19 protein-coding genes are annotated in these 22338 nt (G+C 61.5%); 13 read left to right on the top strand and 6 right to left on the bottom strand.

Annotation, left to right across the window (positions count from 1 at the left end):
• Window positions 1-212: 212 nt before the first annotated feature.
• From arnB to GQ39_RS09865, 13 genes are all read left to right on the top strand, one after another.
• Window positions 213-1361, top strand: coding sequence for a UDP-4-amino-4-deoxy-L-arabinose aminotransferase (gene arnB / locus GQ39_RS09805; protein WP_047529301.1), 1149 nt, complete (start codon window positions 213-215; stop codon window positions 1359-1361).
• Window positions 1358-2377 carry an undecaprenyl-phosphate 4-deoxy-4-formamido-L-arabinose transferase gene (gene arnC / locus GQ39_RS09810; RefSeq protein WP_047529303.1) on the top strand — a complete coding sequence of 340 codons (1020 nt, stop codon included), beginning with the start codon at window positions 1358-1360 and terminating at the stop codon, window positions 2375-2377. Before arnB ends, arnC begins: the two co-directional genes overlap by 4 nt.
• Window positions 2374-4365: a bifunctional UDP-4-amino-4-deoxy-L-arabinose formyltransferase/UDP-glucuronic acid oxidase ArnA gene (arnA, locus tag GQ39_RS09815; protein WP_047529306.1), complete on the top strand. Its 1992-nt coding sequence runs from the start codon at window positions 2374-2376 to the stop codon at window positions 4363-4365. Before arnC ends, arnA begins: the two co-directional genes overlap by 4 nt.
• The gene (gene arnD, locus GQ39_RS09820) at window positions 4365-5249 is read left to right on the top strand and encodes a 4-deoxy-4-formamido-L-arabinose-phosphoundecaprenol deformylase (protein WP_047529308.1); all 885 of its coding nucleotides are present in this window, start codon (window positions 4365-4367) and stop codon (window positions 5247-5249) included. The genes arnA and arnD overlap by 1 nt, the downstream gene beginning before the upstream one ends.
• On the top strand, window positions 5246-6895 hold the full coding sequence (gene arnT, locus GQ39_RS09825) for a lipid IV(A) 4-amino-4-deoxy-L-arabinosyltransferase (RefSeq protein WP_047529310.1): 1650 nt from the start codon (window positions 5246-5248) through the stop codon (window positions 6893-6895). Before arnD ends, arnT begins: the two co-directional genes overlap by 4 nt.
• Complete coding sequence (arnE, locus tag GQ39_RS09830) at window positions 6892-7236, top strand: 4-amino-4-deoxy-L-arabinose-phosphoundecaprenol flippase subunit ArnE (RefSeq protein WP_047529312.1); 345 nt, start codon at window positions 6892-6894, stop codon at window positions 7234-7236. Before arnT ends, arnE begins: the two co-directional genes overlap by 4 nt.
• A complete protein-coding gene (gene arnF / locus GQ39_RS09835) occupies window positions 7233-7634 on the top strand; it encodes a 4-amino-4-deoxy-L-arabinose-phosphoundecaprenol flippase subunit ArnF (protein WP_047529314.1) in 402 nt (133 codons plus the stop codon). Before arnE ends, arnF begins: the two co-directional genes overlap by 4 nt.
• Complete coding sequence (locus tag GQ39_RS09840) at window positions 7631-9016, top strand: UDP-glucose dehydrogenase family protein (protein ID WP_047529316.1); 1386 nt, start codon at window positions 7631-7633, stop codon at window positions 9014-9016. The genes arnF and GQ39_RS09840 overlap by 4 nt, the downstream gene beginning before the upstream one ends.
• The gene (locus GQ39_RS09845; protein ID WP_236693093.1) at window positions 9016-10599 is read left to right on the top strand and encodes an ArnT family glycosyltransferase; all 1584 of its coding nucleotides are present in this window, start codon (window positions 9016-9018) and stop codon (window positions 10597-10599) included. Before GQ39_RS09840 ends, GQ39_RS09845 begins: the two co-directional genes overlap by 1 nt.
• A gap of 142 nt (window positions 10600-10741) precedes the next feature.
• Window positions 10742-11920, top strand: coding sequence for an MFS transporter (locus GQ39_RS09850; protein WP_047529319.1), 1179 nt, complete (start codon window positions 10742-10744; stop codon window positions 11918-11920).
• A 161-nt stretch (window positions 11921-12081) separates the two neighbouring features.
• Window positions 12082-12789, top strand: a complete 708-nt coding sequence (locus GQ39_RS09855; RefSeq protein ID WP_047529321.1) for an HPP family protein — start codon at window positions 12082-12084, stop codon at window positions 12787-12789.
• A gap of 160 nt (window positions 12790-12949) precedes the next feature.
• Entirely contained in the window at window positions 12950-14056 is a 1107-nt protein-coding gene (locus GQ39_RS09860) for an enoyl-CoA hydratase/isomerase family protein (RefSeq protein WP_047529323.1), read from the top strand.
• A 3-nt stretch (window positions 14057-14059) separates the two neighbouring features.
• Window positions 14060-15211 carry an acyl-CoA dehydrogenase family protein gene (locus GQ39_RS09865; protein WP_047529325.1) on the top strand — a complete coding sequence of 384 codons (1152 nt, stop codon included), beginning with the start codon at window positions 14060-14062 and terminating at the stop codon, window positions 15209-15211.
• A gap of 158 nt (window positions 15212-15369) precedes the next feature.
• Here the strand turns inward: GQ39_RS09865 and GQ39_RS09870 are convergent, their stop codons facing one another.
• From GQ39_RS09870 to GQ39_RS09895, 6 genes are all read right to left on the bottom strand, one after another.
• Window positions 15370-16143: an enoyl-CoA hydratase gene (locus tag GQ39_RS09870; protein WP_047529327.1), complete on the bottom strand. Its 774-nt coding sequence runs from the start codon at window positions 16141-16143 to the stop codon at window positions 15370-15372.
• Window positions 16144-16157: 14 nt separating this feature from the next.
• Window positions 16158-17285 carry an acyl-CoA dehydrogenase gene (locus GQ39_RS09875; RefSeq protein ID WP_047529329.1) on the bottom strand — a complete coding sequence of 376 codons (1128 nt, stop codon included), beginning with the start codon at window positions 17283-17285 and terminating at the stop codon, window positions 16158-16160.
• Between the two features lie 144 nt (window positions 17286-17429).
• Window positions 17430-18623: an acetyl-CoA C-acyltransferase gene (locus GQ39_RS09880; protein WP_047529330.1), complete on the bottom strand. Its 1194-nt coding sequence runs from the start codon at window positions 18621-18623 to the stop codon at window positions 17430-17432.
• 11 nt (window positions 18624-18634) lie between these two features.
• Window positions 18635-19396 (bottom strand): SDR family NAD(P)-dependent oxidoreductase, encoded by a 762-nt coding sequence (locus tag GQ39_RS09885; protein ID WP_047529332.1) that lies wholly within the window; start codon window positions 19394-19396, stop codon window positions 18635-18637.
• 16 nt (window positions 19397-19412) lie between these two features.
• Window positions 19413-21077: an AMP-binding protein gene (locus tag GQ39_RS09890; protein WP_047529334.1), complete on the bottom strand. Its 1665-nt coding sequence runs from the start codon at window positions 21075-21077 to the stop codon at window positions 19413-19415.
• 144 nt (window positions 21078-21221) lie between these two features.
• Window positions 21222-22238 carry an AraC family transcriptional regulator gene (locus GQ39_RS09895; RefSeq protein ID WP_047529336.1) on the bottom strand — a complete coding sequence of 339 codons (1017 nt, stop codon included), beginning with the start codon at window positions 22236-22238 and terminating at the stop codon, window positions 21222-21224.
• Window positions 22239-22338: the final 100 nt, after the last annotated feature.

Genomic DNA, 22338 nt, shown 5'->3' on the forward strand with positions numbered 1-22338 from the left:
TTTCATGTTCCTTTCACAAAATCGGGCATACCCTCATGCGGCTCCGGCGACCCTCGGCATTTTCCCAACTTGCCGATCGTTACAGGAAAAGTCAACGGGCGGTATTTCTCACCGACCTTAAGTAACTCGTTGACTTGTTTTGCGTCTAGACTGCGATCGGATCCATTTTTTTAGCCTCAACGGCTACACTCTTTTTCAGCCAAGAGGTGCGCATGAGTCAGGCTTTTCTTCCCTTCTCCCGTCCCAGTATCGGCGAAGAGGAAATTGCCGCGGTAGAACAAGTCCTGCGCTCGGGCTGGATTACCACGGGACCAAAGAACCAGGCGCTGGAAGAACACTTCGCCAATTATGTCGGTTGCCGTCATGCCGTGGCGCTGTCCTCGGCCACGGGCGGAATGCATATCACTCTATTGGCACTGGGCATCGGCCCGGGCGATGAAGTCATTACACCCTCGCAGACCTGGGTGTCCACCGCCAACATGATCAGCCTGCTGGGTGCGACTCCCGTTTTCGTCGACGTCGACCGTGACACACTGATGAGTGACGTGGCGAGCATCGAGGCGGCGATCACCCCGCGCACCAAAGCCATTATTCCCGTGCACTACGCCGGCGCTGCGTTCGATCTCGATCCGTTGTATGCACTGGCTGACAAGCACGGCATCACTGTGATCGAAGACGCCGCCCACGCAGCGGGCACCCTGTACAAAGGCCGCCATGTCGGTGCCCGGGGTACCGCGATTTTTTCGTTCCACGCCATCAAGAACATGACCTGTGCCGAAGGCGCGATGTTCGTGACCGACGATGAAGCCCTGGCCACGCGGGTACGCATGCTCAAGTTCCATGGCCTCGGTGTCGACGCTTACGACCGCCTGACCCATGGCCGCAAGCCCCAGGCGCAAGTCATGGAACCGGGATTCAAGTACAACCTGGCCGACATCAATGCCGCCATCGCGCTGGTGCAACTGGAGCGGCTGGACGAGATCAACGCCAAACGCACGCTGCTGGCCAACACCTACCTGAAACGCCTGGAAGGTCTACCGGTGCAACCGCTGGCCATTCCTGCCCATGCCCAGCAACACGCCTGGCACCTGTTCATCCTGCGTATCGATGCCGAGCGCTGCGGCCTCGACCGCGAAGCGTTCATGAAAGCCCTGCAGGAGCAGAACATCGGCACCGGCATTCACTTCATCGCGACACACCTGCATACTTGGTATCGCCAGCGTTACCCTGACCTGTACCTGCCCAATACCGAATGGAACTCGGCCCGACTGTGTTCGATCCCGCTGTTCCCCGACATGACCACCGATGACGTCGAGCGCGTTGTCGGCGCCATAGAAAACTGCCTGGACACACGCCTGTGAGACCTTACCCAATCAACTTCGTTTCGATCGTGATTCCGGTCTACAACGAAGAAGACAGCCTGCCGGAATTGCTGCGCCGCACCGAAGCGGCGTGCGAGCAATTGCACCACCCCTACGAGATCGTACTGATCGACGATGGCAGTCGCGATGACTCCGCGCATATTCTGGAACAAGCCGCCTCCCGCCCCGACAGCCCGGTAGTGGCGGTCATTCTCAACCGCAACTACGGCCAGCACGCGGCGATCATGGCCGGTTTCGAGCAGTGCAAGGGCGACGTGGTGATTACCCTCGACGCCGACCTGCAAAACCCGCCCGAAGAAATCCCGCGTCTGGTGGCCCAGGCTGAACTGGGCTACGACGTCGTCGCCACCGTGCGCAACAACCGTCAGGACTCGGCCTTGCGCCGTTGGCCGTCGAAACTGATTAACCTCGCCGTACAACGCTCCACCGGCGTGGCCATGAGCGACTACGGCTGCATGTTGCGCGCCTACCGACGCACCATTGTCGACGCCATGCTGGCCTGCCGCGAGCGCAGCACCTTTATCCCGATCCTGGCCAACAGCTTCGCCCGCCACACCACGGAAATCCTGGTGAACCACGCCGAGCGCGAACACGGCGAATCCAAATACAGCCCCATGCGCCTGATCAACCTGATGTTCGATCTAGTGACCTGCATGACCACCACGCCGCTGCGCCTGCTGAGCATCGTCGGCTTCGCCATGGCGGGCCTCGGCGTACTCTTCGCCGTCGCCCTGATCGTGTTGCGTCTGGCATTCGGTGCCGGCTGGGCCGGCGGTGGCACCTTTGTCCTGTTTGCCGTGCTGTTCGTGTTCACTGGCGGGCAATTCATCGGCATGGGCCTGTTGGGCGAATACCTGGGCCGCATGTACAGCGATGTCCGTGCCCGCCCGCGTTTCTTTATCGAAAAGGTGCTGCGTAGTCAGCCTGCCTCTCCTGTTTCCGTTGCCACCATCGATGGCCTCACCTCCACTTCTTCTGATCGGGTTCACCCATGAGCGCAAAAGCTGTTGTCTTCGCCTATCACGATATCGGTTGTGCCGGTATTGAAGCCCTGCTCGCCAGCGGTATCGAAATCGCCGCCGTCTTCACCCACGCCGATGACCCCAAGGAAAACGCCTTCTACGGTTCCGTTGCGCAACTGTGTGCGAGCAAGGGCATTACCGTGCATGCACCGGAAGACGCCAACCATCCGCTGTGGATCGAACGCATCAGCAAGCTCGACCCCGACTACCTGTTCTCGTTCTACTACCGCAACCTGTTGAGCGAGCCATTGTTGGCCACCGCACGCAAAGGTGCGTTCAACCTGCATGGCTCGTTGCTGCCAAGCTACCGTGGCCGCGCGCCGGCCAACTGGGTGCTGGTCAATGGCGAAACCGAAACCGGCGTGACCCTGCATCGCATGGTCAAGCGCGCCGACGCGGGCGCGATTCTCGCCCAGCGCGCCGTTTCGATCGAACGCAGCGACACCGCGCTGAGCCTGCACGGCAAATTGCGTCAGGCCGCCACCGACCTGTTGCGCGACACCCTGCCGTTGCTGCTGCAAGGCAAAGTCACTGAAACCCCGCAGGATGAATCCAAGGCCAGCGTATTCGGTCGCCGCACACCAGCCGACGGTAAGCTGGTATGGCAAAAACCGGCGGAAGAACTGTTCAACCTAGTTCGGGCCGTGACCCAGCCTTACCCGGGCGCGTTCTGCGCGGTGGGCGAGCACAAGCTGATTGTCTGGAGTGCCGAAGTGGCCAAGGGCAATGAAGGCCAGGCCCCGGGCCGAGTGATCAGTGTCGATCCGCTGCGCATTGCCTGTGGCGAAGACTCGCTGGTGATCACCGCCGGCCAACGCAACGACAACGGCCTGTACCTGAGCGGCCCGCAACTGGCCAACGAACTGGGTCTGGTGGACGGTTCCGTGCTGCGCGGTGCCGAATCCGGCCGCGCCCCGCGTCGCACTCGCGTGCTGATCCTTGGTGTCAACGGTTTCATCGGCAACCACCTGTCCGAGCGTCTGCTGCGTGATGATCGCTACGAGGTTTATGGCCTGGACATCGGTTCCGACGCCATCGACCGTCTGCGCAGCCATCCGAACTTCCACTTCGTCGAAGGCGACATCAGCATTCACTCCGAGTGGATCGAATACCACATCAAGAAGTGCGACGTGGTCCTGCCGCTGGTGGCCATTGCCACCCCGATCGAATACACCCGCAACCCGCTGCGCGTGTTCGAACTGGACTTCGAGGAAAACCTGAAGCTGGTGCGCTACTGCGTCAAGTACAACAAGCGCGTGATCTTCCCGTCGACGTCAGAAGTCTATGGCATGTGCCAGGACAAGAACTTCGACGAAGACGCCTCGAACCTGATCGTTGGCCCGATCAACAAGCAGCGCTGGATCTACTCGGTCTCCAAGCAGTTGCTGGACCGCGTCATCTGGGCTTACGGCGCCAAAGGCCTGAATTTCACCCTGTTCCGTCCATTCAACTGGATGGGCCCGCGTCTGGACCGTCTGGATTCGGCACGTATCGGCAGCTCCCGCGCCATCACCCAGCTGATCCTCAACCTGGTGGAAGGTACGCCGATCCGCCTGTTCGACGGCGGCGAGCAGAAACGCTGCTTCACCGACATCGCCGACGGCGTCGAAGCGCTGGCGCGGATCATCGACAACGACAACGATGTCTGCAACGGTCAGATCATCAACATTGGCAACCCGGACAACGAAGCGAGCATCCGTCAACTGGGCGAAGAGCTGCTGCGTCAGTTCGAAGCTCACCCGCTGCGCGACAACTTCCCGCCTTTCGCCGGTTTCCGCGACGTGGAAAGCAAGGCGTTCTACGGTGCCGGTTACCAGGACGTGGAACACCGCAAGCCAAGCATCGCCAACGCCAAGCGCCTGTTGAACTGGGAGCCGACCGTGGAAATGCGCGAAACCATCGGCAACACCCTGGACTTCTTCCTGCGCGAAGCCATGCTCGAAATCGCGGACAAGCGCTGATGCAGGCAGGCCTACGCATCGATGTCGACACTTACCGAGGCACCCGTGAGGGGGTGCCCCGGCTGCTGGAAATGCTGGACGAGGCACAGGTCAAGGCGACGTTTTTCTTCAGCGTCGGCCCGGACAACATGGGGCGCCACTTGTGGCGCCTCATCCGTCCACAATTCCTCTGGAAAATGCTCCGCTCAAACGCGGCCGGCCTCTATGGCTGGGACATCCTGCTGGCCGGCACCGCATGGCCGGGCAAACCGATTGGTCGCGATCTCGGGCACCTGATGCGTCAAGCCCGTGACGCCGGCCATGAAGTCGGTCTGCATGCCTGGGATCACCATGGCTGGCAGGCCAATGCCGGACGCTGGAGCGACGCGCAATTGATCGAGCAGATTCGTCGTGGCGTGGACACCCTCAGCGACATCCTCGGGGCAAAGATCGAGTGTTCGGCCGCCGCCGGCTGGCGCGCGGATGAGCGCGTGATCGAGGCCAAGCAGCGCTTCGGCTTTCGCTATAACAGCGATTGTCGCGGTCAGAGCCTGTTCCAGCCGAAACTGGCCGATGGACGCCTGGGTGCGCCACAAATCCCCGTAGATCTGCCGACTTTCGACGAAGTGGTCGGTCCGAACGTCGCCGCCAAAGACTTCAACAGCTTTATCCTTGACCGGTTCACACCGGAAAAACTCAACGTCTACACGATCCATGCCGAAGTAGAAGGGATTCTGATGGCCAATGATTTCCGCCAACTGCTGAGCGATGCGCAGCAGCGAGGCATTCACTTTCAACCCTTGGGCGATCTGCTGCCCGACACCCTTGACAGTTTGCCGACCGGTCGCGTGGTACGCGGCACACTCGAAGGTCGCGAAGGCTGGCTGGGAGTGCAAGGCGCATGAGCAAACGCTGGGCATTCCCGCTATTGCTGGCCCTTGTGGCGCTGGCTTACCTGCTGCCTCTGGGAACCCACGGCCTGTGGATTCCCGATGAAACCCGCTACGCCCAGATCAGCCAGAACATGCTGCTGAGCGGCAACTGGGTGTCGCCGCATTTCATGGACGTGCGCTATTTCGAAAAACCGGTCGCCGGCTACTGGATGATTGCCATTGGCCAGGCGCTGTTCGGTCAAAACCTGTTCGGTGTGCGTTTCGCCTCGGCGCTGAGCACGGCCTTGAGCGTACTGCTGTGCTACCTGATCGCACGGCGGATGTGGAACGAGCCGCGCAAGAGTTTCGCCTGTGCGCTGCTGTACATGAGCCTCACGGTGATCGCCGGCCAGGCCGGATACGCCAACCTCGACCCGCAATTCACCTTCTGGGTCAACCTGAGCCTGGTTGCCTTGTGGTTTGCTGTCGATAGCGCGAGCCGCGGTCAACGTTTGATCGCCTGGGCAGTGCTGGGGCTGGCGTGTGGCATGGGTTTCATGACCAAGGGTTTTCTCGCCTGGCTGTTGCCGGTGCTGATCGCCCTGCCCTGGATGCTCTGGCAAAAGCGCTGGCGCGAGTTGCTGGTCTACGGGCCGGTGGCGATTCTCGTGGCCGTGGTGGTCAGCCTGCCGTGGGTCCTGGCGGTGCATGCCCAGGAGCCCGACTACTGGCGGTTCTTCTTCTGGCACGAGCATATCCGCCGCTTCGCCGGGGAAGATGCCCAGCATGATGCGCCGTGGTGGTACTACCTGCCGCTGCTGGTGGGGTTCAGCCTGCCGTGGGTGGCGTTGCTGCCGCCGGCGTTGAAACAGGCGTGGCAGACCCGTCGCCAGACCAACATTGCGTTTCTGTTGCTGTGGCTGTGGATGCCGCTGATTTTCTTCAGCCTCAGTAAAGGCAAGCTGCCGGCTTACATCCTGCCGTGCCTGCTGCCGTTGGCCCTGCTGCTGGGTCACACCCTGGCCGATCGCCTGAAACTGGAGCAAGGCCGGATCCTCGGTATCAACGGGGTTCTCAACCTTGCGCTGGGTGTGATCACCCTGCTCGCCCTGGTCTACCTGCAGCTTAAAAAGCCGTTGTACGACCATGAACTGCACAACCTGGTGCTGGTGTTTATCGGTCTGATCGGCTGGATCATGGCCAACCTGCTGCAAGCCTTCAGGCCACTGCAATGCTGGGGGGCTCCGGCCTTTGGCAGCCTGCTGCTGATCGGCCTGCTGCCGGCCGGCCTGCCCAACTCGGTGGTTGCCAACAAGACGCCTGATCAGTTCATCCTCGATCACGCGCAGGAACTCGGCCAGAGCGCCAGGTTGCTGAGCAATGACCTGGGAGCGGCTTCGGCCCTGGCCTGGCGAACGAAGCGCCCGGACGTGTCTTTCTACAACACGGTCGGCGAATTGAAGTATGGCCTTGCCTACCCTGATTCATTGAAGCAGCGCGTCAACCCCGATCAGATCCAGCAATGGATGCTCGAAGCCCGTCAACAAGGCCCGGTCGGCGTGGTGATGCGGGTCAAGGGTGACGACGAACTGCACGAGCTCGAACAATTGCCCAAGGAAGGCAAGCGTTATGAGCAAGGCAATCTGGTCATTTTGATTATTCCTCAGGCCGCGCCATGAGCCTGATTCTGCTGCTGCTCGCTTGCCTGCTGACGTGCCTGGGCCAGGTTGCCCAGAAGTACGCCGTGGAAAGCTGGCGCGGACAACCCTCGAGCTGGGCGCATAAACTGCGCTCGCCGTGGCTGTGGCTGGCGCTCGTCTCGCTCGGACTGGGCTTGCTGGTCTGGTTGCTGGTGCTGCAGCGCCTCGAAGTGGGCATCGCCTACCCGATGTTGAGCCTCAATTTCGTGCTGATCACCCTGGTCGCACGCTTCGTTTTCCATGAAACCATCGACCGCCGTCACTGGCTGGGTGTAGCCCTGGTGATCGGTGGCGTGGCACTGCTGGGACAACACGCATGAACCCGCGTCGCGGAATCACCTTCGCCCTGGGCAGCGTGCTGCTGGTCAGTTCGGCGCAGTTGGGCATGCGCTGGAGCATGAGCCACCTGCCGTCGCCTGAACAATGGCTCAGCGCCCCGATCGACCTGGCAGCGGTCGCCGTGGTGCTGGCCGCCGTCCTTGCCTATGCCCTATCAATGCTCAGTTGGCTCCTCGCCCTGCGTGACCTGCCCCTGGGCCGGGCCTACTCGCTGCTGAGCATCAGCTATGCACTGGTGTACCTGTTGGCCGCCAGCCTGCCGCTGTTTCACGAAGATTTCAGTCTTTCAAAAAGCCTTGGCGTCGCCCTGGTCATCCTGGGTGTCATCACCATTAATTCTCGACCTGCAAGTGCGCCCGAACTTAGGAGTGCCTCATGAAAATCAGTGTGTTTGGTAGCGGTTATGTTGGCTTGGTGCAAGCCGCCGTCCTGGCGGAAGTTGGCCACGACGTGGTCTGCATGGATATTGACGAGAAAAAAGTCAAGTTGCTGCAACAAGGTCATGTGAGCATTTTTGAACCGGGGCTTGCCAGCCTGGTGCGCGAAGGCCTGGACGGCAAACGGTTGCAGTTCACCAGCGATGAAAAATTCGCGGTACAGCACGGCCAGGTGTTGTTCATCGCGGTCGGCACACCGTCCCGCGAGGATGGCTCGGCGGATCTGCGTTACGTCTTGTCCGTGGGCGACGCCGTCGCGCGGCACCGCGAACAACCGCTGATTCTGGTGGAGAAATCCACTGTACCGGTCGGCACAGGCGATACCCTGCGTGCACACATCGAACAATGCCTGGCCAAGGACGGGCGTTCGCTGCAGTTCGATATCGTCTCCAACCCGGAGTTCCTGAAAGAAGGCTCGGCCGTGTCCGATTGCCGGCGTCCGGACCGCATCATCATCGGCTGCGAGCGCGATGAAGTGCGCGATGTGATGCGCGACCTGTATGCCCCTTTCAACCGCAACCATGACCGGGTCATGTTCATGGACCTGCGCAGCGCCGAGCTGACCAAGTACGCCGCCAACTGCATGCTGGCGACCAAGATCAGCTTCATCAACCAGATCGCCGAGCTGGCCGAACACCTGGGCGCCGACATCGAATCGGTTCGTCTGGGTATCGGCGCCGACTCCCGTATTGGCTACCACTTCATCTACCCTGGTTGCGGCTACGGCGGTTCATGCTTCCCCAAAGACATGCGCGCCCTGATTCACAGTGCCGAAGAGGCCCACTGCTCCAACGATCTGTTGCAAGCGGTGGAAGCCATCAACGAGCGGCAGAAACACAAGCTGTTCGAACGCATCAACGCGTTCTACAAGGGCGATCTGAAGGGCAAGACTTTTGCTCTCTGGGGCCTGGCATTCAAACCCAACACCGACGACATGCGTGATGCGCCGAGCCGGGTCCTGCTGGAATCGCTGTGGGCCGCGGGCGCCAACGTGCGCGCGTTCGACCCCGAAGCGATGCAGGAAACCCAGAAACTGTATCCCGATGAAGCGAAGCTTATGCTGATGGGCACGCCGGAATCGGTGCTGACCGGTGCCGATGCGCTGATCATCTGCACCGAGTGGCAGCAATTCAAGGCACCGGATTTCGACCTGATCCGCCAGCGCCTCATTGCCCCGGTGATCTTCGACGGACGCAACCTGTACGACGCCGAACGCCTCTCCCGTGCCGGCTTCCTGTACTTCCCGATGGGCCGTGGCGAATCGCGCAAGTTGCCAATCCCGCATCAACAATGGCCGTCCGCCCCACTCGACGCCTCAGCGTAATGTCGCTGTCCATCCGCCAACAGTCCTGCGTCGTGGGACTGTTGGCCCTGCTGTTATTCATCGCCGGGGCATACCAGCAAGCGCCAATCGGTTTCGATTCGCGCTTCGTGCTGTTTGCCCAGGAGATGCTGCGACACGGGCCGTCGTTTTTCCCTACCACCTACGGTCAGCCCTACGCTGACTACCTGGGGCTTTCGACGCTGTTCATCTGGCTGACGGCCCTGCCGTTCGGCCAGGTCACCAGCTTCAGTGCCTGGTTGCCAAGCGCCATCGCCGGGGCGGTCGTCGTCACGCTGATGTACCGTCTGGTCGCACCTGTTTCCCGCCGATGGGCGTTGCTGAGCATCGCCCTGATGCTGCTGACCAACACCTTCATCACCGAAGCGCGCGCGGTTTCCCAGGACTTGATGCTCGCGGCGGTGGCATTTGCCGTGTTTTACCTGGGCTACGCCGCCGATCACTTCTCGGCACCCCGTCGATGGTTACTGATCTTCGCCTTGTTGCTGTTGGGTTTCGGCCTGCGCGGGCCGATCGGGCTGGTGATTCCCACCGGCATGCTGTGCAGCTACTTCCTGCTCAATCGTCAATGGCAGCGGTTTTTCGGCTTCGGCCTGACGGCCGCCGTGTTGCTGGGCCTGTGTGTCGGCGCGCTACTGTGGATGGCCAAAGCCAGTGGCGGGCCGGTCTTCATGCAGGACGTGATTCGCATGCAGTTCATGGGACGCATGGACGGTAGCGAAGGTGTCAGCGGCTCGCTCTACTACTTCACCAGTTCGATGGGCAACTATGCGCTGGCCTATCCTCTGGCGCTGCTGGCATTGCTGGGACTGGCCCTGAACAAACCGCGCGACACCGGGCCGGCAGTGCGATTGCTCCAGTATTGCGCTGCAGCCGGGTTGATCGTGATGCTCGGGCTTTCGATTCCCCAGGCGAAAAAAGCCCGCTACCTGCTGCCGATACTGCCCTTTGTGGCGATCATTGCAGCGTATCCCTTTGCCGTGGCCCAGGGTCGGGTGTTCGGTTGGCTACGCGGCTTGATGCAAGGCTTGTGGCTGCTGATGCCGGCGTTGTTTATCGGCGGACTGCTGGTGGCCCAGCGACGGTTTGATCAACACGTGCCCAACCTTGCTACGGTGTTGGTGATCCTGGGGGCGTTACAAGTGCTTGCAGTGGCGATCCTTGCCAAACCGCACTGGCGCCCGCAAACCCTGGCCGTTTGTTCAGTCCTGGCGGTGTGGTCGGTGTACATCCTGGTGTTTGAACCGCTCGAACGGCAGATGTACGACACCCAGACCTTCAGTCGTGCGGCCTTTGCACAGGTGCAAAAAGACCCGGCGCCACTGGTGCTGCATGCCCTGGGCAAGGACGCCAAGGCGATCAAGTTCATGGTCAATATCGAGCAGGACGTGCTACCGGTGTTCACCGAGTCGGCTCAGGAGCTGGACAGCCTTCAGGGGCCCTTGTGGTTGATGATGGACGCCAAGGACTACAACGCCCTGCACGGCACCCCCTTGGGAGATTTGCCACCCGTACTGACCGGGCGTTTCGACAAGAACGACTTTGTTCTGCTGCATCGCCCCTGATAGAGGGACCGAAGTCACGGGGCGCGATCGGATGGCCTTTCACCGCAAGCTGTTGAAGATCGAGCTTGTTCTTCAACAGCTTGCGGTGGCGTGTTAAACAGGAGGCTTACCGCAGCTGTTTTCGAATAAGGACATTCACCCCGTGGCCGCTTACTCGCTCGTTATCCGCCGGTTGCTGATCTGCTCGCTGACCATCGTCATCAGCCGCGCGATCACCAGCCCCATGCTCACGCTGTTCCTGAGCAACAAACTCGGCCTCAACCAACAGGACGTTGGCTTGCTGCTGGGCATCGCGGTGTTCATCGCAACCTTGCTCACGCTCTACGGCGGTTACATCATCGATCGCCTGGAAAAACGCCGTCTGCTGATCCTGACGATGCTATCCAGTGCCATCGGCCTGGTGCTGCTGACCCTGGCCGAAAACCTTTACCTGACCACCGTCATCCTGGTGGTCACCGAAACCGCTTCGGCGCTGTTCCTCATCGGTTCAAAGGCAATCCTCAGCGAAAACCTGCCGGTGGGCCAACGGACCAAGGCGTTTTCCCTGAGCTACACCCTGACCAACATTGGCTACGCCATCGGCCCGATGCTCGGCGTGGTGATTGCCGGGATTTATCCGATCGCGCCGTTCCTGATCGCCGGCGCCATCGCCTTTTTCAGCATTTTTCTACTGACCGGCGTTGCCAGGGACCCGGCGCTGCCCCCTGCAATCGGACCGGCGCAGAGCTTCCTCAACACCCTGATCACCCTGAAAACCGACCGCACCCTGATCATGTTCACCTGCGGTTGCCTGCTCAGTACGGTGGTGCACGGGCGCTTTACCTTTTATCTGTCTCAGTACCTGCTGGTCACCAGCGACGACCAGAACACCCTTAAAGTCATGGCGGCCCTGCTCGCCTGCAACGCCATCAGCGTGATCCTGTTGCAGTATCAGATCGGCCGTTTCCTCAAGCGCGAGCACTTGCGCCACTGGATCGTCGGCGGAACGGCCCTGTTCATCCTTGGGCTGATCGGCTTCAGCCTGGCCGACAGCCTGGTGGGCTGGTGCGTGGCGATGTTTATCTTCACCCTCGGCGAAATCATCATTTACCCGGCCGAATTTCTCTTCGTCGACACCCTGGCCCCGGCTGAACTGCGTGGCAGCTATTACGGCGCACAAAACCTGGCCGCCCTGGGCGGTGCACTCAGCCCGGTGATTTGCGGCTTCCTGCTGATGCACACCCCGGCGCCCACCATGTTTTATGCCCTGAGTGTCCTCGCAGCCTTGGGCGGGGTGCTGTGCTTCATGAGCGGCCGTCGCGTGGTAATACATCAGAAATAATGAACTGAAGCTTCATTAATATGAATTTGTCAGCATCAGGAATCACCGGCACACTGTGCTCGTTCCTCCCCCAACAGTTGGAACAACTTCAAGGGCTTTCCGGGCTTCCCCCGGTAAGCCCTTTTTTTTCCTCGATTTTGCTCAAGGGAACGCACTCCGCCATGCTCGCTCGCTGGTTACCTGCCGCCATCAACACCCGCCCCTCTGAATGGAGCCGCGCCGCCATCGGCATGGCCTTCGGCACCCTGCTCAGTGTCTGGCTGTGTGGGCAGGTATTCGGTATCGAGGTGGCACAACATCTGATCGGACCGTTAGGGGCGTCGGCGGTGTTGCTCTTCGCCGTATCCTCAGGGGCGCTGGCGCAACCGTGGTCGATTCTCGGCGGCTACTTCAGCGCGGCGGTGGTGGCGCTGTTGGTGGCGCACGTACTCGGTCGCACCTTGACCAGCGCATGCCTGGCGGCCGGCATGGCCCTGGTCCTGATGTGCTGGCTGCGCTGCCTGCATCCACCGGCCGGCGCCCTCGCCTTGACGCTGGTGCTGGCAGACCCGGCGACCATTGCCCTGGACTGGAAAGCCCTCGGCCCGGTGATGCTCGGCGCCTCGATCATGTTGTTCTGCGCCCTGGCCTACAACAACCTGACGCGCATGCGTTACCCCAAGCGTGCCAACGAACCGGTGGCCGTTGTGCCTGCCGATCATCCGCCAACTGATCGCCAGGCGATCACCGCCGAGGACCTGAAAAAGGCCCTCGCCGATATGGAGGCTTTCTTCGACGTCACGCCCGAAGACCTTGAACAATTGATTCATACCAGTGAGTTACACGCCAAACGTCGCAGTATTGGTGAAGTACTGAGCCGCAGCGCCTGAACCCGTCGGTGTCAGCCGCAGGCGCCGATAGTCGCCATGCAAAAATGCAGTAAGCACCTGCACATTTCCCGGTTGTACATCACAAATTTGCACTGTTACGATCCTGCATCGCTCGCGCGCGAGCTTCTCAATAAAGAACAATAAAAGCAGGGAGTTAGTGATGACTGCTCAGGTTTCTTCTCCGGGGACACAGTCCATGGATGCCACGCAAAACGACGTGCTGGCCGAGGTTCGCAACCACATCGGTCACCTGACCCTCAACCGCCCCACTGGCCTCAACGCCCTCACGCTGGACATGGTCCGCACCCTGCAACGCCAACTCGATGCCTGGGCGCAGGATCCGCAGGTGCACGCGGTTGTCCTGCGCGGCGCCGGCGAGAAAGCCTTCTGTGCCGGCGGCGACATTCGATCGCTGCACGACAGTTTCAAAAACGGCGACACCCTGCACCAGGACTTCTTCGTCGAGGAATACACCCTCGATCTGGCGATCCACCATTACCGCAAACCGGTACTGGCCCTGATGGACGGTTTCGTCCTCGGCGGCGGCATGGGACTGGTGCAAGGCGCCGACTTGCGCGTGATCACCGAAAAAAGCCGTCTGGCCATGCCGGAGGTCGGGATCGGTTACTTCCCGGACGTTGGCGGCAGTTACTTCCTGCCACGCATTCCTGGAGAACTGGGGATTTACCTGGGCGTCAGCGGCGTGCAGATCCGCGCCGCCGACGCGCTCTATTGCGGCCTCGCCGACTGGTATCTGGACAGCAGCAAGCTGGCCACGCTGGACGAAAAACTCGATCAACTGCAATGGCGCGACACGCCACTGAAGGACCTTCAGGGCCTGCTGGCGAAACTCGCGGTGCAACAGCTGCCCGACGCGCCGCTGGCGGCGTTGCGTCCGGCCATCGATCACTTCTTCGCCTTGCCGGATGTGCCGAGTATTGTTGAGCAACTGCGCGCCGTGACGGTCGCCGACAGCCATGAATGGGCCACGACCACCGCCGACCTGCTGGAAACCCGCTCTCCACTGGCCATGGGCGTGACCCTGGAGATGCTGCGGCGCGGTCGGCGCCTGAGCCTGGAACAATGCTTCGCCCTGGAGCTGCACCTGGACCGCCAGTGGTTCGAGCGCGGTGACCTGATCGAAGGCGTGCGCGCCTTGCTGATCGACAAAGACAAACAACCACGCTGGAACCCGCCTACCTTGCAGTCGCTGGACGCCGGGCATGTCGCGAGTTTCTTCCAGGGTTTCGATGAGAGCGGGAGCTGAGTCATGCACGATATCGAATTGAGTGAAGAGCAAGTGATGATCCGCGACATGGCCCGGGACTTCGCCCGTGGCGAAATCGCCCCCTACGCCCAGGCCTGGGAGAAGGCCGGCTGGATCGACGATGGCCTGGTGGCGAAGATGGGCGAACTGGGTTTGCTGGGCATGGTGGTGCCCGAGGAATGGGGCGGCACCTACGTCGACTACGTGGCCTATGCCCTGGCCGTGGAGGAAATCTCGGCCGGCGACGGCGCGACCGGTGCCTTCATGAGCATTCACAACTCGGTAGGTTGCGGGCCGGTGCTCAACTACGGCACTGATGAACAAAAGCAGACCTGGCTCGCGGATCTGGCCAGCGGCCAGGCCATCGGCTGTTTCTGCCTGACCGAACCCCAGGCCGGTTCCGAAGCGCACAATTTGCGCACCCGCGCCGAATTGCGCGACGGCCAATGGGTGATCAATGGCGCCAAGCAGTTTGTCAGCAACGGCAAACGGGCAAAACTGGCGATCGTGTTTGCCGTGACCGATCCAGACCTGGGCAAACGCGGTATTTCGGCGTTTCTGGTGCCCACCGATACCGAGGGCTTCATCGTCGACCGCACGGAACACAAGATGGGCATCCGCGCCTCCGACACCTGCGCGGTCACCCTCAACGACTGCCGCATTCCAGAGGCCAACCTGCTGGGCGAACGCGGCAAGGGCCTGGCCATCGCCCTGTCCAACCTTGAAGGCGGACGCATCGGCATCGCCGCCCAAGCGCTGGGCATTGCCCGAGCGGCCTTTGAAGCGGCGCTGACCTACGCCCGCGAACGCGTACAGTTCGACAAGCCGATCATCGAGCACCAGAGCATCGCCAACCTGCTGGCCGACATGCACATGCAATTGAACGCCGCACGGTTGTTGATCCTGCACGCGGCGCGCCTGCGTACAGCCGGCAAACCCTGCCTGTCGGAGGCCTCGCAAGCCAAACTGTTCGCCTCGGAAATGGCCGAAAAGGTTTGCTCCTCAGCGATTCAGATTCACGGCGGCTATGGCTACCTGGAAGACTATCCGGTGGAGAAGTACTACCGGGACGCGCGAATTACACAGATCTATGAAGGATCGAGCGAGATTCAGCGGATGGTGATTGCACGGGAACTGAAGAACTACCTGGTGTGAGGCCCTGTAGGAGCGAGGTAGCTGAGCTGAGGGCGCCTCAAAAGCATCGCGGGCAAGCCCGCTCCCACAGGTTTTTCGGTGTGAAAAAAATCCGCAGCACACCCAAAACCTACTGTGGGAGCGGGCTTGCCCGCGATGGCGTCAGCAAAAACGCCGTATTACTTGCCGACGAACTGCGCCTCACGCTTGGCAATGAACGCGGCCATGCCTTCTTTCTGGTCCTGCGTCGCAAACGCTGCGTGGAACACCCGACGCTCGAAACGCACGCCTTCCGACAGCGTCACCTCAAAGGCACGGTTGACGCTCTCCTTGACCATCATGGCGATCGGCAGCGACTTCTTGGCGATCAGCGTCGCGACTTTCAGGGCTTCCTCCAGCAATACATCGCTTGGCACGATTCGCGCCACGATCCCGCAACGCTCCGCTTCCACGGCATCGATCAAACGCCCGCTCAGGCACATCTCCATGGCCTTGGCCTTGCCCACGGCGCGGGTCAGGCGCTGGGTACCGCCCATCCCCGGCAGTACGCCGAGGTTGATTTCCGGCTGACCGAACTTCGCGTTGTCGCCGGCCAGGATGAAATCGCACATCAGCGCCAGTTCACAGCCGCCGCCCAGGGCAAAACCGTTGACCGCCGCGATGATCGGCTTGCGACGGTTGGCCACGCGATCGCTGTCGCTGAACAGGTCATCGAGGTAGATCTGCGGGTAGGTCAGCTCGGACATTTCCTTGATGTCGGCACCGGCGGCAAAGGCTTTTTTCGAGCCGGTCAGCACGATGCAACCGATGTTCGAATCGGCTTCCAGACCATCGAGGGCGTGGTTCAGCTCGCCGATGATTTGCGAATTCAGGGCGTTCAACGCTTGCGGGCGGTTCAAGGTGATGAGGCCTACACGGCCATGGGTTTCCAGCAGAATCGTTTCGTAGCTCACAGATGGACTCCTTCTCAAAGATTGCGCGAAATAACCATGCGCTGAATGTCGCTGGTGCCTTCGTAGATCTGGCACACCCGCACGTCGCGGTAGATCCGCTCCAGCGGAAAGTCGTTCAGGTAACCGTAACCGCCAAGGGTCTGCAACGCCGAGGAGCAGACCTTCTCGGCCATTTCCGAGGCGAACAGCTTGGCCATCGACGCTTCGACCAATGCCGGTTTGCCGCTGTCACGCAGGGCGGCAGCGTAATACACCATTTGCCGGGCAACCGCAATTTGGGTCGCCATGTCGGCCAACCGAAAAGCCACCGCTTGATGCTCGATGATCGGCTTGCCGAAGCTCTCGCGTTCGCGGGCGTAGTCACGGGCTGCTTCGAAGGCCGCGCGGGCCATGCCCACCGATTGCGAGGCGATGCCGACACGGCCGCCTTCGAGGTTGGCCAGGGCGATCTTGTAGCCTTCGCCCTCCTCGCCCAAGCGGTTGGCCACCGGGACCTTCACGTCTTCGAAGAGGATCTGGCAGGTGTCGGAGGCGTGCTGGCCGAGTTTGTCTTCGACCCGCGCGACGGTGTAGCCCGGCGAATCGGTCGGCACGATCAGCGCGGTGATCCCGCGTTTGCCGGCACTCGGATCAGTCACCGCAAACACAATCACCACCCCGGCGTTTTGCCCGGAGGTGATGAATTGTTTGCAGCCATTGAGCACATAGTGATCGCCTTCCAGGCGCGCACGGGTTTTCAAACCGCTGGCATCGGAGCCTGCCTGGGGCTCGGTCAGCGCGAAGGCGCCCAACATCGCACCACTGGCGAGGGGCTTGAGGAAGCGTTCTTTTTGCTCGTCGTTGCCGTAGTTGAGGATCGGCACGCAACCCACCGAGTTATGCACGCTCATGATGGTCGAACAGGCCCCGTCGCCGGCGGCAATTTCTTCCAGCGCCATGGCGTAGGCCAGGTAGCCGGTGTCGCATCCGCCCCACTGTTCCGGCACCAGCATGCCGAAGAAGCCCAATTCGGCCATCTCGCCGATGGCTTCCTTGGGAAAACGGTGCTCGCGGTCCCATTCGGCGGCGAACGGCTTCAGCCGTTCCTGGGCGAATTGCCGGGCCATGTCGCGGATTTGTTGTTGGTCGTCATTGGGGATCATGACCAGTCCTTATTTAGGTTGAATCACAAAACCTGTAGGAGCGAGCCTGCTCGCGTTGGATGCAAGGGCGCCACATTTATCCAGGCAGCCCGCGTAATCGTTGAAGTCCATCGCGAGCAGGCTCGCTCCTACAGGGGGGCGGTGTCAGTACAGGCATTCCACGGCCATGGCCGTGGCTTCACCGCCGCCGATGCAGATGGCCGCCACGCCACGTTTCAAGCCTTTCTGGCGCAGCGCCGACAGCAGGGTCACGAGAATCCGCGCACCGGAGGCGCCGATCGGGTGGCCCAGGGCGCAGGCGCCGCCGTGCACATTGACCTTCTCATGGGGGATTTCCAGTTGGGTCATGGTCACCAGGCTGACCACGGCGAAGGCTTCGTTGACTTCGACCAGATCGACCTGGTCCAGCGACCAACCGGTTTTGTGCATCAGTTTTTTGATCGCGCCGACCGGTGCCACCGGGAACAGGCCCGGCGTATCGGCAAACGCCGCATGACCGTGAATCACCGCCAGCGGCGTGAGGCCGCGCTTGTCGGCCTCGGAACGGCGCATCAGCACCAGCGCCGCCGCGCCGTCGGAGATCGAGCTGGAGTTCGCCGCCGTCACCGTACCGCCCTCGCGGAACGCCGGTTTCAACGAGGCGATTTTGTCCAGCTTGGCTTTTGGCGGCTGTTCGTCGTTGCTGATCGTCACCTGCGTTTTGCCGACGGTCACGGTCAGCGGCACGATCTCGTCCTTGAAGCAGCCATCGTTGATCGCCTGCTGGGCGCGGGTGGTCGAGGCGATGGCAAAGGCATCCTGAGCCTCGCGGCTGAAACCGTTGGTTTCGGCGCAGTCTTCGGCAAAGGTGCCCATCAGGCGGCCCTTGTCGTAAGCGTCTTCCAGGCCGTCGAGGAACATGTGATCGAGCACGCGGCCGTGGCCCATGCGGTAACCGCTGCGAGCGCGGTCCAGCAGGTACGGCGCGTTGGACATGCTTTCCATGCCGCCGGCGACGACCACCTCGGCGCTGCCGGCGACCAGCATGTCGTGGGCCAGAATCGCCGCTTCCATCCCCGAACCGCACATCTTGTTCAGGGTGGTGCAGCGGGTCGATTTATCCAGCCCGGCGCCCAGCGCAGCCTGGCGCGCCGGGGCCTGGCCGAGGCCGGCGGACAGGACGCAGCCGAACAACACTTCTTCGACCGCTTGCGGGGCGATACCGGCGCGCTCCACGGCGGCCTTGATGGCGGCCGCACCGAGTTGCGGCGCGGTCAGGCTTTTCAGTTCGCCCTGAAAACCACCCATCGGGGTGCGAACGGCGCTGACGATGACGATTGGATCGTTGGAAAGGCTCATGACAATTCCTCTTATTTGGCGGCCATGCGCAAGGCACCGTCGAGACGGATCACCTCACCATTGAGCATGCTGTTTTCAATGATATGCCTGACCAGCTCAGCGTACTCGGCCGGTTTGCCCAGACGCGGCGGGAACGGTACGCCGGCGGCCAGGGAATCGCGCACTTCCTGGGTCATGCCCGCCATCATCGGGGTTTCGAAAATGCCCGGGGCGATGGTCATCACACGGATGCCGAAACGCGCCAGCTCACGGGCGGCGGGCAAGGTCAGGCTGACGATGGCACCTTTGGACGCGGCATAGGCCGCCTGGCCGATCTGGCCATCGTAAGCGGCAGCGGATGCGGTATTGATGATCACGCCGCGCTCGCCATCGGCGTCCGCCTCGGTTTCGGCAATCGCCGCCGAGGCCAGGCGCAGCATGTTGAAGCTGCCGATCAGGTTGACGTTGATCACCTGGCTGAAGCTGGACAGCGCGTGCGGACCGTTCTTGCCGAGGATCTTCTCGCCACGCACGATGCCGGCGCAGTTGACCAGGCCATTGAGGCCGCCAAAGGCCTTGACCGTCGCCTGCACCGCCGCGTCAGCCGCGGCTTCGTTGCTGATGTCCGCCACCACGCTTTGCGCGCCGAGGCGTTGGGCCTGGGCGGCGACGGCTTCGGCGTTCATGTCCACCAGCATCACCTTGGCGCCGGCCGCAACCAGCATTTCAGCAGTGGCCGCACCCAGGCCGGAGGCGCCGCCGGTGACGAGAAAAACCTTGTTTTCGATCTGCATCATTGTTTCCTTGGATTCAAGCTGAAACGTTCTTCGCGGCAGCCTCTTGAGCCTTCGCGATTTCCTGGTTGCGCAAGATAAAGCGCTGCAATTTGCCGCTTGGGGTTTTCGGCAACTCGCTGACAAACTCGATTTCACGGGGGTATGAGTGCGCGGCCAGGCGCTTGCGCACATGTTGGCGCAGCTCTTCGGCCAGCTCCGGCGTGGCGCGGTATTGCTCTGCGATCACGACGAAGGCCTTGACCAGCTCGGTGCGTTCCGGATCGGGTTTACCGACGACCGCCGCTTCGATCACCGCCGGGTGTTCGATCAACGCACTTTCCACGTCGAACGGGCCGACACGGTAGCCGGAGGTGGTGATCACATCGTCACTGCGCCCCACAAAGCTGATACTGCCGTCTGGGTTCCACTCGACGGTGTCGCCGCTCAAGTAATAGTCGCCGACGAAAGCCTTGGTCGGCGCGCCTTCGTAACCGGCGAACCAGCACATCGGCGATTGGCTGCGGTCGATGGCCAGGATGCCCGGCTGGCCGACGCCCAGTTCCTTGTACTGTTCATCCAGCACCACAATACGATGGCCCGGCGAGGCGTAACCGGCGGCCCCCATATGAATCGGGTGCTCCAGGCCATGGTGATTGCACAACACCATGCCCAGTTCGGTCTGGCCGTAATGGTCGTGAATGACCACGCCAAGGTTATCGGCGAACCAACGGATCACTTCCGGGTTCAGCGGCTCGCCGGCGCTGCTGACGATACGCAGCTTGCCCTTGATCGACTTGGCGAACTCGTCGCCCCCGGCGATCAGCAAGCGATAAGCCGTCGGCGATCCGGTGAGGTTGGTGATCCCGTACTTGTTGATCACCCGGCAGGTGCTTTCCAGGGTGAACGGGCCATCGTAGAAGGTGATCGGATGACCCATCGACATCGGCCCGGTGACACCAAAGTAGATGCCGTAGGCCCAACCCGGGTCGGCGACGTTCCAGAACGCGTCTTCGGGGCGCAAATCCACGGCATCCCGGGTGTAACTCTGGAATGCGACGATGGCCTTGAGTGGCACCGACAGCGCTTTCGACGGGCCGGTGGTGCCCGAGGTGAACATCAGCAGAAAGGGGTCTTCACCGGTCAGCAGCACCGGTTCGCAGACATTGGAGAAGTTGGCCAGTTCGGCCCAGAAGCTGTAATCGCCATGGACAATGCCCTGCCCCTTGGGGCCGCCGACGGTGACGATGGTCGGGCAGTCGGCGACTTCCGCGAGTTTCGAGCGGTTGACCGCATCGGTGACCACCACTTTGGCGCCGGAGCTGCCCAATCGATGTTCGATGGCTTTCGGCCCGAAGGCCGTGAACAGCGGCTGATAGACCGCGCCAATGCGCCAGGTGGCGAACACGGTAATCAGCAGTTCGATGTTACGTGGCAACAGGCCGGCGACCTTGTCGCCCTTCTGCACGCCCTGGGCCAACAGGAAGTTGGCGAAACGCGCGGCCTTGTCCTGCAAGTCGCTGAAGGTGTAGGTCGCACTGGTGCCGTCGCGGCCTTCCCAGAACAGCGCGATCCGACCCGGCAAGGCATGCCGGTCGCAGCACTCGATGCAGGCGTTGAGGGCAGTCAGATCGCCAGCGAGTACGGCGTCGACGGTGTGCTGATAATTGAACTGTGAAGTAGCAGACAAGTAATCGCGCATTGCCAGAATCCCTCTGTATTTTTATTAGGTTGGGGGAACCGTAACTAACGGGGAAATACTCGCTCTGCGGGGGGATCGGGACAATGGTCAAAGTTATCAAGTTGCGTGACTGGTTTGGCCAAGATCCGGTAGGTGGCGCCTCTGTCAGGAAGCTTCGTTGAGAATCAAACTGCGGTAATGCCCCGGATTGGACCCCGACCACTTGCGAAACGCCTTGTAGAACGAACTCGCATCGGCAAACCCCAGGCGCGTGGCGATTTCCGCGAAGCTGATGGCCGGTTCCGCCAGCCAGACGATGGCCAGTTCCTTGCGCACGCTGTCCTTGAGCCCTTGATAGGTTTGCCCTTCCTCGGCCAACCGCCGACGCAGGGTCGAGGCCGACATGCACAGGCGTTGCGCCAGGGCTTCGGTTTCCGGCCAGCGTTCGGCGGGCAGTTGCCGCAGATCGTGCTTGATGCGGCTGGCCAGGCTCTGCGGGTCGCGGTACTTGACCAGAATGTTCGCCGGCGCATGGGCCAGGAAACGCTTGAGCTCTTCCGCGCTGCGCTTGATCGGCGCATCCAGGCAATCGGCCGAGAAAATCATCCGCGTGCGAGGACGGTCGAATCGCAGGTTTTCGGAGAACATCACTTGATAGTCATCGCAGAAGTCCGGTTGCGAGCAGCGCAACTCGATGGCCAGGATCGGAATCCGCCGCCCCGCCAGCCAGCAGGCCACGCCATGCACGATCATCCAGTAGGTGAAATAGGAGAAGGCCCGGCGCGGCTCTTGTTCATCTTCCAGCAGCACGATTTCCGCCAGGCTCTGTTGGCGGACCAACTCCGCGGGCAGGTGTTCGAGCATCAGTGACAGGAAGCCCAGGCCACTGGTGAGGCCCGCCGCCAGACTCGGCTGGACCATGGCGCAACGACAAAGAAACTCCAGGCTGCCGGATTTGAGCTTGCGCGGGTCCATGCCGAAAAACTCGTCATCGCCGCGCCGCGCCAACAGACGCCACAACCGGGCGTAAGCGGTGGCCGGTACCCGCGCATCACTGGTGTGCAGCAGGAGCGGGTCGATACCGACCTTGATCAACACCTCTTCGGTGGCAACGCCCGGGGCGCAACTTTGCAACAGCGCTTCTCGCACCAGTTGAATGGAGATGGTGTCTTTTTCCGCCATGGAGCGAGGCAAACCCTGTTCTTGTTTGAGTGGTGGGCATATTAGCGCAGCCGCCAACGCCGCGCCCCTGTAGGAGCGAGCTTGCTCGCGATGGAAGGCA

The organism is Pseudomonas sp. 11/12A, from assembly GCF_000800055.1.
Lineage (GTDB): Bacteria > Pseudomonadota > Gammaproteobacteria > Pseudomonadales > Pseudomonadaceae > Aquipseudomonas > Aquipseudomonas mohnii.

Coding starts and splice junctions, on each gene's coding strand:
- arnB (WP_047529301.1), top strand. CDS start 213: ATGAGTCAGGCTTTTCTTCCCTTCTCCCGTCCCAGTATCGGCGAAGAG.
- arnA (WP_047529306.1), top strand. CDS start 2,374: ATGAGCGCAAAAGCTGTTGTCTTCGCCTATCACGATATCGGTTGTGCC.
- arnD (WP_047529308.1), top strand. CDS start 4,365: ATGCAGGCAGGCCTACGCATCGATGTCGACACTTACCGAGGCACCCGT.
- arnT (WP_047529310.1), top strand. CDS start 5,246: ATGAGCAAACGCTGGGCATTCCCGCTATTGCTGGCCCTTGTGGCGCTG.
- arnE (WP_047529312.1), top strand. CDS start 6,892: ATGAGCCTGATTCTGCTGCTGCTCGCTTGCCTGCTGACGTGCCTGGGC.
- arnF (WP_047529314.1), top strand. CDS start 7,233: ATGAACCCGCGTCGCGGAATCACCTTCGCCCTGGGCAGCGTGCTGCTG.
- GQ39_RS09840 (WP_047529316.1), top strand. CDS start 7,631: ATGAAAATCAGTGTGTTTGGTAGCGGTTATGTTGGCTTGGTGCAAGCC.
- GQ39_RS09845 (WP_236693093.1), top strand. CDS start 9,016: ATGTCGCTGTCCATCCGCCAACAGTCCTGCGTCGTGGGACTGTTGGCC.
- GQ39_RS09855 (WP_047529321.1), top strand. CDS start 12,082: ATGCTCGCTCGCTGGTTACCTGCCGCCATCAACACCCGCCCCTCTGAA.
- GQ39_RS09860 (WP_047529323.1), top strand. CDS start 12,950: ATGACTGCTCAGGTTTCTTCTCCGGGGACACAGTCCATGGATGCCACG.
- GQ39_RS09865 (WP_047529325.1), top strand. CDS start 14,060: ATGCACGATATCGAATTGAGTGAAGAGCAAGTGATGATCCGCGACATG.
- GQ39_RS09875 (WP_047529329.1), bottom strand. CDS start 17,285: ATGATCCCCAATGACGACCAACAACAAATCCGCGACATGGCCCGGCAA.
- GQ39_RS09880 (WP_047529330.1), bottom strand. CDS start 18,623: ATGAGCCTTTCCAACGATCCAATCGTCATCGTCAGCGCCGTTCGCACC.
- GQ39_RS09885 (WP_047529332.1), bottom strand. CDS start 19,396: ATGCAGATCGAAAACAAGGTTTTTCTCGTCACCGGCGGCGCCTCCGGC.
- GQ39_RS09890 (WP_047529334.1), bottom strand. CDS start 21,077: ATGCGCGATTACTTGTCTGCTACTTCACAGTTCAATTATCAGCACACC.
- GQ39_RS09895 (WP_047529336.1), bottom strand. CDS start 22,238: ATGGCGGAAAAAGACACCATCTCCATTCAACTGGTGCGAGAAGCGCTG.